This is a genomic window from Caulobacter sp. B11, from assembly GCF_002737765.1.
Taxonomy (GTDB): Bacteria; Pseudomonadota; Alphaproteobacteria; order Caulobacterales; family Caulobacteraceae; genus Caulobacter.
Genome location: NZ_PEGG01000123.1, coordinates 1 through 8,353, shown reverse-complemented (window position 1 = coordinate 8,353; position 8,353 = coordinate 1). Strand labels below are relative to the sequence as shown.

General features: G+C 68.8%; 9 protein-coding genes and 2 pseudogenes. 7 read left to right on the top strand and 4 right to left on the bottom strand.

The annotated features are described in order from the left end of the window. A pseudogene (locus tag CSW58_RS06485) lies at positions 1-108 on the bottom strand (hydroxyacylglutathione hydrolase); the annotation flags it as partial. A gap of 86 nt (positions 109-194) precedes the next feature. Between CSW58_RS06485 and CSW58_RS06480 the strand changes: the two are divergent. The 3 genes from CSW58_RS06480 (at position 195) to CSW58_RS06470 (ending at position 3,036) form a co-directional block, all read left to right on the top strand. Next, positions 195-1,031 (top strand): class I SAM-dependent methyltransferase, encoded by an 837-nt coding sequence (locus CSW58_RS06480; protein WP_099446739.1) that lies wholly within the window; start codon positions 195-197, stop codon positions 1,029-1,031. Then, a complete protein-coding gene (locus CSW58_RS06475; protein ID WP_099446738.1) occupies positions 1,028-1,372 on the top strand; it encodes a P-II family nitrogen regulator in 345 nt (114 codons plus the stop codon). The genes CSW58_RS06480 and CSW58_RS06475 overlap by 4 nt, the downstream gene beginning before the upstream one ends. Before the next feature lie 152 nt (positions 1,373-1,524). Beyond that, positions 1,525-3,036: a phospholipase D-like domain-containing protein gene (locus CSW58_RS06470; RefSeq protein ID WP_099446737.1), complete on the top strand. Its 1,512-nt coding sequence runs from the start codon at positions 1,525-1,527 to the stop codon at positions 3,034-3,036. Here CSW58_RS06470 and CSW58_RS06465 read toward each other — a convergent pair. The 3 genes and pseudogenes from CSW58_RS06465 to CSW58_RS06455 form a co-directional block, all read right to left on the bottom strand. Further along, positions 2,972-3,769 (bottom strand): endonuclease/exonuclease/phosphatase family protein, encoded by a 798-nt coding sequence (locus CSW58_RS06465; protein WP_099446736.1) that lies wholly within the window; start codon positions 3,767-3,769, stop codon positions 2,972-2,974. The two genes, CSW58_RS06470 and CSW58_RS06465, sit on opposite strands and share 65 nt — an antisense overlap. Further along, positions 3,766-4,427, bottom strand: a pseudogene (metW, locus tag CSW58_RS06460) (methionine biosynthesis protein MetW). The gene CSW58_RS06465 and the pseudogene metW overlap by 4 nt, the downstream one beginning before the upstream one ends. Further along, complete coding sequence (locus CSW58_RS06455; protein ID WP_099446735.1) at positions 4,424-5,584, bottom strand: homoserine O-acetyltransferase; 1,161 nt, start codon at positions 5,582-5,584, stop codon at positions 4,424-4,426. Before CSW58_RS06455 ends, metW begins: the two are co-directional and overlap by 4 nt. 77 nt (positions 5,585-5,661) lie before the next feature. On the opposite strand from CSW58_RS06455, the gene CSW58_RS06450 reads away from it, so the two are divergent. Genes CSW58_RS06450 through CSW58_RS06435 form a run of 4 tightly spaced genes read left to right on the top strand, consistent with a single transcriptional unit; the run spans position 5,662 to position 8,297 of the window. Then, positions 5,662-6,174: a histidine phosphatase family protein gene (locus tag CSW58_RS06450; protein WP_099446734.1), complete on the top strand. Its 513-nt coding sequence runs from the start codon at positions 5,662-5,664 to the stop codon at positions 6,172-6,174. Beyond that, positions 6,171-6,512 (top strand): DUF952 domain-containing protein, encoded by a 342-nt coding sequence (locus tag CSW58_RS06445; RefSeq protein WP_099446733.1) that lies wholly within the window; start codon positions 6,171-6,173, stop codon positions 6,510-6,512. The genes CSW58_RS06450 and CSW58_RS06445 overlap by 4 nt, the downstream gene beginning before the upstream one ends. After that, positions 6,509-7,564: a quinone-dependent dihydroorotate dehydrogenase gene (locus CSW58_RS06440; protein ID WP_099446732.1), complete on the top strand. Its 1,056-nt coding sequence runs from the start codon at positions 6,509-6,511 to the stop codon at positions 7,562-7,564. The genes CSW58_RS06445 and CSW58_RS06440 overlap by 4 nt, the downstream gene beginning before the upstream one ends. A gap of 19 nt (positions 7,565-7,583) precedes the next feature. Continuing rightward, complete coding sequence (locus tag CSW58_RS06435; protein WP_236627686.1) at positions 7,584-8,297, top strand: TVP38/TMEM64 family protein; 714 nt, start codon at positions 7,584-7,586, stop codon at positions 8,295-8,297. The last annotated feature ends 56 nt before the right edge of the window (positions 8,298-8,353 follow it).

Genomic DNA, 8,353 nt, shown 5'->3' with positions numbered 1-8,353 from the left:
CGTCGCGTCAGGCGTGTCGATGGTGGCGACCTGGCCCGTGGCGTCGTCGCGCACGAGAAAGCCGTAATTATCCGACAGGCAGGGAAACTGGTGGACGGTCAGCGGCATGGGGCCTCGGCTCTGGGTGGACGTGCTGGACGTGACGCGGCGCTCGCGCCCGCCTACATAGATGAGGCCGACAGCCGGGAGACTCAATGCGCCGCGACGTGCTCGACCTCAGGGCCTTTTATGCCACGCCGCTCGGCGGGGCGGCGCGCGAAATGCTGGGACGCAAGGTCGTCGAGGCCTGGGGCGACGCCCGTGGGCTCGACGTCCTGGGTCTGGGCTATCCCACGCCCTTTCTTGATGCGGCGCGGGTCAGCGCCCGCCGGGTGGTGGCGGCCATGCCCGCCCAGCAGGGCGTCGAGGTCTGGCCGACTGGCCAGCGCAACCAGGCCGCCCTGGTGGAGGAGACCAGTCTGCCGTTCCCCAACGCGATGTTCGACCGGATCTTGGCCGTACATGCTCTGGAGGAAGCCGACGACCCCGGCGCGGTCCTGCGCGAAATCTGGCGGGTGATGGCGCCCTCGGGCCGGCTGATCGTGGCGGTCGCGTCGCGTGACGGCCTGTGGGCCGGCGCCGAGGCGACACCGTTTGGTCACGGTCGACCTTTCACGCGCAGCCAACTCGAAGTCCTTTTGCGCGACGCCGATCTGGAGCCCGCCGGCTGGACTCGCGCCCTGTATGTCCCGCCCATGACCGTGGCGGCGCGCTGGGCCGAGGGTTTCGAGCAGGTCGGGGCCCGGCTTTGGCCGCGTTTCGCCGGTCTGATCCTGATGGAGGCCGTCAAGCAGACCTTCGCCGTCAAGCCGCGCGGCAGCCGGGCGCGGGTCCGGGTGTTCGCGCCGGGCGTCCTGCTGCCCGTCCAGGGCGGCGCGGCGCCTGTTCGCAAGGCGCCCGCGCCAGGAAATGACCGTTCGCTCTTGGAGCCCGCGCCGCGCGGGCCTAGCCTAGGCGAGTCAAAGCCGTCGTCAGCGGGAGCTCACCCATGAAAATGATCGTCGCCATCATCAAGCCCAGCCGTCTCGACGTGGTGCTTGAGGCGGTCACCGAGGCTGGCGCCTCGGGCCTGACGGTCACCGAGGTGCGCGGCTATGGCCGGCAAAAGGGCAAGACCGAGGTTTATCGCGGCGCCGAATACGAGGTGAAGCTGCTGCCCAAGGTCAAGCTGGAGATCGCGGTGCCGTCCGACGTGGTCGAGTCGGTGGTCGAGGCCCTGCAACGCACCGCCAATACCGGCAAGATCGGCGATGGCAAGGTGTTCGTCATGGACCTGGAACAGGCGCTGCGGATCCGCACCGGTGAGCGCGACGCGGCCGCCATCGCCGGCTGATCGCCGCCTCGCGCTCGGCTGGCGCTGCTCGGCCTCTACAGCCTATCGACCGGGGACGGTGTCTACCCGGGACCCGTTTGCGGAATTCTCGCGCCAAGCGGAGCCATAAGGCCAGTGCCTGCGTTCAAGTCGGCTGGAACATCAGGGGCGTCATGGCCGAGCAACCATCCATCTTCCGACCCGGCGCCAATTGCTGGCGGGTTGAAACCGCCGATCGTCTGGCCCTGCTGATCGACAATGACGAAGCGTTTGACGCGCTCAAGTCGATCCTGCTCGGCGCCAAGCGCTCGATCTGGATTCTAGCCTGGGTGTTTGACCCCCTGACGCGGCTCGATCCGGACCGGGTCAAGCGCAGCCGCGACCCGCTGCGCGCCGACCGGATCGGACTTCTGCTGCGTCGCCAGGCGGCCCTGAACCCCAATCTCGACGTGCGGGTCCTGACCTGGGCCATGCCGTTCCCGATCGCGGCGGCCCAACTGTTTGGCCCCCAGCGCGGCGCGGCCTTCTTCGCGGGCTCCAAGGTCAAGTATCATCTCGACCAGACCCTGCCGGCCAGCGCCTGCCATCATCAGAAGGTCGTGGTCGTGGATGGCCAGGTGGCGCTGCTCAGCGGCGGCGACATCGGCGTCGACCGCTGGGACACGATCAACCACCTCGACAGCGACCCGCGCCGCAGGCTGCCGACCGGACGCCGCTATCCGGCCCGCCACGAGGTCGCCACCCTGGTCGACGGTCCCGCCGCCGAGGCCCTGGGCGACCTGTTCAAGGCGCGCTGGAAAAACGCCACCGGCGAGACCGTCGCGTCACCGGAAAAGCCGGCGCTGTCGCCCTGGCCGGATTATTTGCTGCCTGACATCCGCAAGGTGGGTCTGGCCATCAGTCGCACCCAGCCCGTCTGGAAAGGTCAGCCCGCGGTCAACGAGACCATGCTGTTGCATCTGGCCAGCATCCGGGCTGCCAGGCGGCTGATCTATCTGGAGAACCAATATCTGACCTCGCCGATCATCGTGGAGGCCCTGGCTGAGCGTCTGGCCGAGCCCGATGGCCCGGAAGTGGTCACGGTCGGGCCGGCGCGCAGCCCCAGCTATTTCGACCAGATCACCATGGACAGCGCCCGCACCGCCGCGATCAACCGGTTGCACCACGTCGATGTCCATCGTCGCTTCTCAGCCTTCAGCGCGCGCACCGCCAAGGGCGGCATGATCATCGTCCACTCCAAGGTGGCGATCATCGACGACTGGATGCTGCGACTGGGCTCGGCCAATCTCAACAATCGCTCGATCGGCCTCGACACGGAATGCGACGTCGCTTTCGAGGCGCACAATGACCAGGATCGGGCCGTGGTTCGCGGCTTCATGGCAAGGCTGATCGGCCACTTCGTCGGCGTGACCACCGATCAGTTCCTTGAGGCCTATGAGCGCGAGGGCGGCCTGGCCGCCACCATCAACGCCCTGGACTATCGCCGGGGGGCGCCGCGCCGTCTGGCTCCGGTGCCGGACAGGCCCCTGTCAGGCTTCCAGAAATTCGTGGCGGACTGGAGCTTGGGCGACGCCATCGCCCCGGACGACGCCTGGCGGCCCTGGGGGCGTCGTCAGCGTCTCAAGCAGGATCTGGAGCGTCTGATGCTGCCGCCGCCGGACCTGCCCGAGCACCTGCGGCGGTGATGGCCAGATCGACCACCAGCGGCAGGTGGTCGGAGGCCACTCGGGCGCGGGCGTCATAGGGCGAACTGACCGACAGCGTCTGCAGGCCCTTGGTCAGGAACACGTGGTCGATGCGCATGAACGGAAAGCTTGAGGGAAAGGTCGCGGTGGCCGGGCGGCTCCAACCGGCCTGCGGGCTCTGGGCGTCACGCAGGGCCGCGCGCAGCATCCGATAGGTCGCAGAATAGGGGCTGGCGTTGAAGTCGCCCAGCAGGATCCCGGGCGCCTGCCAGGCGTCGGACGCCATCCAGGCCTCGCCGAGCAGGGCGGCGGCCTGGCGCTTCTGCTCCTGGGGCACCAGGCCCAGATGGGTGTTGATGATCTGCACGGGCACGCCGCCGACGTCGACCGTGATCCACAGGGCCCCGCGCGGCTCCAGGCCGGGCACGCCGCGATAGAAGGGCAGGGGGCCGGTCTTGACCATGCGCTCGGGCAGGGCGGTCAGGATCGCGTCGCCATACAGCTCCTCTTCCACGGCCATGGCCGGGTGGAAGTGGAAGGTCATTTTCAGAAGCTCGGCCAGCCGGTGGGCCTGATCGACGCTGTTGGTGCGGGCTCGGCGGACGTCCAGCTCTTGCAAGGCCACGACGTCCGGACGTTCAGCCGCAATGACCTCCGCCACCCGCTCGACATCGAGCTTGCGGTCCCCGCCCACGCAGCGGTGGACATTGTAGGTCATCAGGCGAAGCGTCATCCGTCGAAGAGATCGCCTGAGACCGCCGGAGGTTCCACGACTGTGGCCGGCGGATTGCGGCTGAGCAGGAACAGGCAGCTCTCCGAGCGCCAGTTCTCGAGCGCCCGCGACGGATCGATGGCCCGCGCCGGCCCGCCGCCGGCGAAGGCGGCGCAGGCGTCGATGCGGATGTCCAGATCGTCGGTGAGGGCCAGGAAGTCGGCCAGGGTGCACAGATGGATGTTGCTGGTCGCCCACCAAGGGTCGGGCAGGGCCTTGGTCTCGGGCATGCGTCCGCGACTCAGCAACGACCAGCGGACGCGCCAGTGGCCGAAATTCGGGAAAGAGACGATGGCCTGATCGGCGATGCGCAGCAGTTCGTTGAGCACATGGCGCGGATTGCGGGTCGCCTGCAGGGTCTGGGACAGCCCGCATAGTCGAAGGTGCGGTCGGGAAAATGGTCGAGGTCCTGGTCGGCGTCGCCCTGGACCACCGACAGGCCGCGCGCCATGCAGGCGGCCACGCCGCCGGCGCTGATCTCCAGCCCCCGGCCGTCGACCTGTTTTTCACGGGTCAGCAGGTCGAGCAGGGCGCCCTCGCCGCAGCCGACGTCCAAAACGCGCGAGCTGGGCCGAACAAGGCGCAGGATTTCCCGGAAGTCTTCGCGGATCACCGTCACAGCCCTTGCTCGCGATCCACCGAACTCATGAACCCGTGCAGGGCCGCGTCCATCACCGGTTCGTCCAGTAGGAAGGCGTCGTGACCCTTGTCGCTTTCGATCTCGACAAAGGCGGCCCGGCAGCCCGCCGCCGTCAGGGCGCGAACGATGTGACGGTTCTCCGCCGTTGGGTAGAGCCAGTCGCTGGTGAAGGACAAGACGCAGAACCGGACATTCCGGACATTCCTGGCCCGGGTGAAGGCCTGGGCCAGAACCCCGCCGACCCCGGCCGCGAGGTCGAAATAGTCCATGGCCCGGGTGATGTAGAGGTAGGAATTGGCGTCGAAGCGATCAACGAAGCTGGCGCCCTGGTGGCGTAGGTAGCTTTCCACCTGAAAGTCGGCGTCAAAGCCCCAGGACAGACCGTCGCGTTGCAGTTCGCGGCCGAACTTCCGCTGCAGGGCCGGCTCGGACAGATAGGTGATGTGAGCGGCCATCCGAGCGACAGCCAGGCCCTTTTCCGGACGCACGCCGTGCTGGGCGTAGGCCCCGCCGCGCCAGTCAGGATCGGCCATGATCGCCTGGCGACCGACCTCGTGGAAGGCGATGTTCTGGGCCGAATGGCGCGAGGCCGAGGCGACGATCACCGCCGAAAACAGTCGCTCCGGATAATCGGCCGCCCATTGCTGCACCTGCATGCCGCCCATCGATCCGCCGACCACGGCCAGCAGTGTGTCGATGCCCAGGGCGTCGATCAGCATGGCCTGGGCGCGGACCATGTCGGCGATGGTGATCACAGGGAAGGCCAGGCCGTAGGGCTGGCCCGTCGCCGGGTTGATCGAGGCGGGGCCCGTCGAGCCCATGCAGCCGCCGATCACATTGCTGCAGATGATGAAATGCCGGGCCGGATCGATCGGCTTGCCCGGACCGATGAGTCGCGTCCACCAGCCGGGCTTGCCGGTGTTGGGGTGGACGCCGGCAGGATGCTGGTCCAGCGTCAGGGCGTGGCATATCAGGACGGCGTTCGAGCCGTCGGTGTTCAGCGCGCCATAGGTCTGATAGGCGAGCTCCAGCCCAGTTAGCTGGGCGCCCGAATCGAGCACCAGCGGCTGATCGGCGGGAAACCGCCAGGTTCCGCCGCCCAGACGTCCAGTGGAAGCCAGATCGAGGTGAGCCATGCCGCCTTGGACCGCTTGACGAAGATGGTGTCAACCGCGCGCTTTCGGCGCGGGCTCGCGACCGCTATGGAGGGGACATGGACCGACTGATCCTCATGCGCCACGGCAAGGCTGAACGGCACGCCGCGACGGGCGGCGATTTCGAACGCGCCCTGGCTGAACGGGGCCGCGACGACGCCGCCCTGATGGCAAGGTTACTGGCGGAGGCGGGGCTGACGCCCGATGTCGCCCTGGTGTCCTCGGCCCGTCGCACGCGGGAAACCTGGCAGGCCCTCGAGGCCGGCTTCCCGGCGACGGCGGTGGACTTCCGCAAGGACCTTTACCACGCCGAGGCCGCCGAGGTTCTGGCGGCGATCCGCGAGGCGGGTCCCGAGCGTGGAACCCTGCTGGTCGTGGGCCATAATCCGGGTCTGCATGAACTGGCCCTGCGCCTGGCCCAGGGCGGCGCCCCCGACCCGGGCCTGCTGGCCCGCCTGCGCGGCAAGTTCCCCACCTCGACGGTGGCGGTCTTCGCGATCAGCGCCGACGGCGCACCGACCATGACCCATCTCTTCTATGTTTCGGAACACGGCGGGCAAGGCGGCGAATGACCTTGATCTACAAGATCCTGTCCCGGGCGGAATGGGCGCAGGCCAAGGCCAGCGGCGCGTTCACCGGTTCGGCCGTGGATCTGGCCGACGGCTTCATCCACTTCTCCGCGGCCGACCAGGCCCAGGAAACGGCGGCCAAGTGGTTCGCCGGCCAGAGCGACCTGATGCTGTTGTCGGTCGAGACCGAAGGCCTGGGCGAGGCGCTGAAATGGGAGGCCTCGCGCGGCGGGGCGCTGTTTCCCCATCTCTATCGACCGTTGCTGGTCCAGGAAGTGTTGGCCGAACGCGACCTGGAGCTCGACGCGCATGGCGTGCCGGACCTGAGCGTGCTGGCATGAGTCTGCACGACCTGGCCGCCCGCGCCCTGCACGTCATGGATCCCGAGGATGCCCACGGCTGGGCGATCCGCGGGCTGAGGGCCGGGCTGGGGCCGCGCGATCCCGATATCAATGATCCCATCCTGGCGATCGATCTGGCCGGCCTGTCGCTGCCGTCCTGCGTCGGTCTGGCCGCGGGGTTCGACAAGAACGCCGAGGCCCCCGACGCCATGCTGGCCGCCGGCTTCGGGTTCGTGGAATGCGGCACCGTCACGCCCCTGGCCCAGGCCGGCAACCCGCGTCCGCGGCTGTTTCGGCTGACCGAGGACCAGGCGGTGATCAATCGTATGGGCTTCAACAACGCCGGCCTCGAAGCCTTCGCGACCCAGCTGCGCCGCAGGCGCGGTCGCGGCGGCGTGGTCGGCGCCAATATCGGCGCCAACAAGGACGCGACCGACCGATCGGCTGACTATGTGACGGGGCTGACCCGTCTCTGGGGCCTGTCGGACTATTTCACGGTCAATATCTCGTCGCCCAACACCCCGGGCCTTCGCGCCCTGCAGACCAAGGCCGCGCTCGAGGATCTGCTGGGGCGTTTGGCCGAGGCCCGGACCCGGCTCAGCGCCGACGGCGTGGACTATCCTATCTTCCTCAAGGTCGCGCCGGACCTCGAGGACGGCGAGGTCGAGACCATCGTCGAGGCCGTGATCGCCGCGCGCCTGAACGGCATCATCGTCAGCAACACCACCATCGCCCGTCCCGACAGTCTGCGGTCCGCAGCCAAGGGTGAGGCGGGCGGCCTGTCGGGCGCGCCCCTGCTGGCCGCCTCCACCGCCGTCCTGGCCCGTTTCCATGCCGCCAATCGCGGTCGCGTCGCGCTGATCGGGGCGGGAGGGATAGCGACCGGCGCGGACGCCCTGGCCAAGATCCGGGCCGGCGCCCGCGCGGTGCAGCTCTACTCGGCCCTGGTCTATGGCGGACCCGGCCTGGTCGTGCGGATCAAGCGCGACCTGGCCGCCCGCTTGCGGGCCGAGGGGTTCGTCACGGTCGTCGATGCAGTGGGGACCGCATGACCCCCGCCAACCCCACGGCGTGGCTTCGCCGGTTCGGACCGCTGGTCGTCCTGGTGGCCCTGGGGGCTGGGCGGTCTCCAGCGGCGCGGCCCACAGCCTTTCGCTCGCGACGCTCAAGGCCCAGAGCGCCGGGCTGCAGGCCTATGCCCATGCGCATCCGGCCCTCAGCGCCCTGATCTATGTCGCCCTCTATGTCGCCACGGTCTCGGTCTCGATCCCCGGCGCCCTGATTCTGTCCCTGACCGGTGGTTTCCTGTTCGGCCCATTCGCCGGCGGCTTCCTGGCGGTGACCGGCGCCACGGGCGGCTCGACCGTCGTCTACGCCGTCTGCCGCACCGCCTTTGGCGACTTCCTGCGCCGCAAGCCCGGAGCCCTGCTCGCCCGGATCGAGGAGGGGTTCAAGGCCGACGCCTTCTCCTATCTGCTGACGCTGCGGCTGATCCCCGCCTTTCCACTGCTGCTGGTCAATGTCGCCTCGGGCCTGATGAACCTTCCGCTGCGCACCTTCCTGGGAGCCTCGATCCTGGGCATGACCCCCAGCTCCTTCGTCTATGCCGGCATTGGCGCGGGCCTGGGCCACGTGTTCGCCAAGAACGGCGCCCTGACCCTGGGCGCGATCCTCACCCCCCGGGTGTTGTTGCCGATCGCCGGGATGGGCGTCCTGGCCCTTCTGCCGCCGCTTTGGCGCTGGGTGCGACGCGGGCGCGTTGCTCCCGACGCCGGTGTGAAGTAACCCAGTCCCATGGCCGACCCGGTCACGCCGTCCGCGACAGCCGCACCCAGGACCGG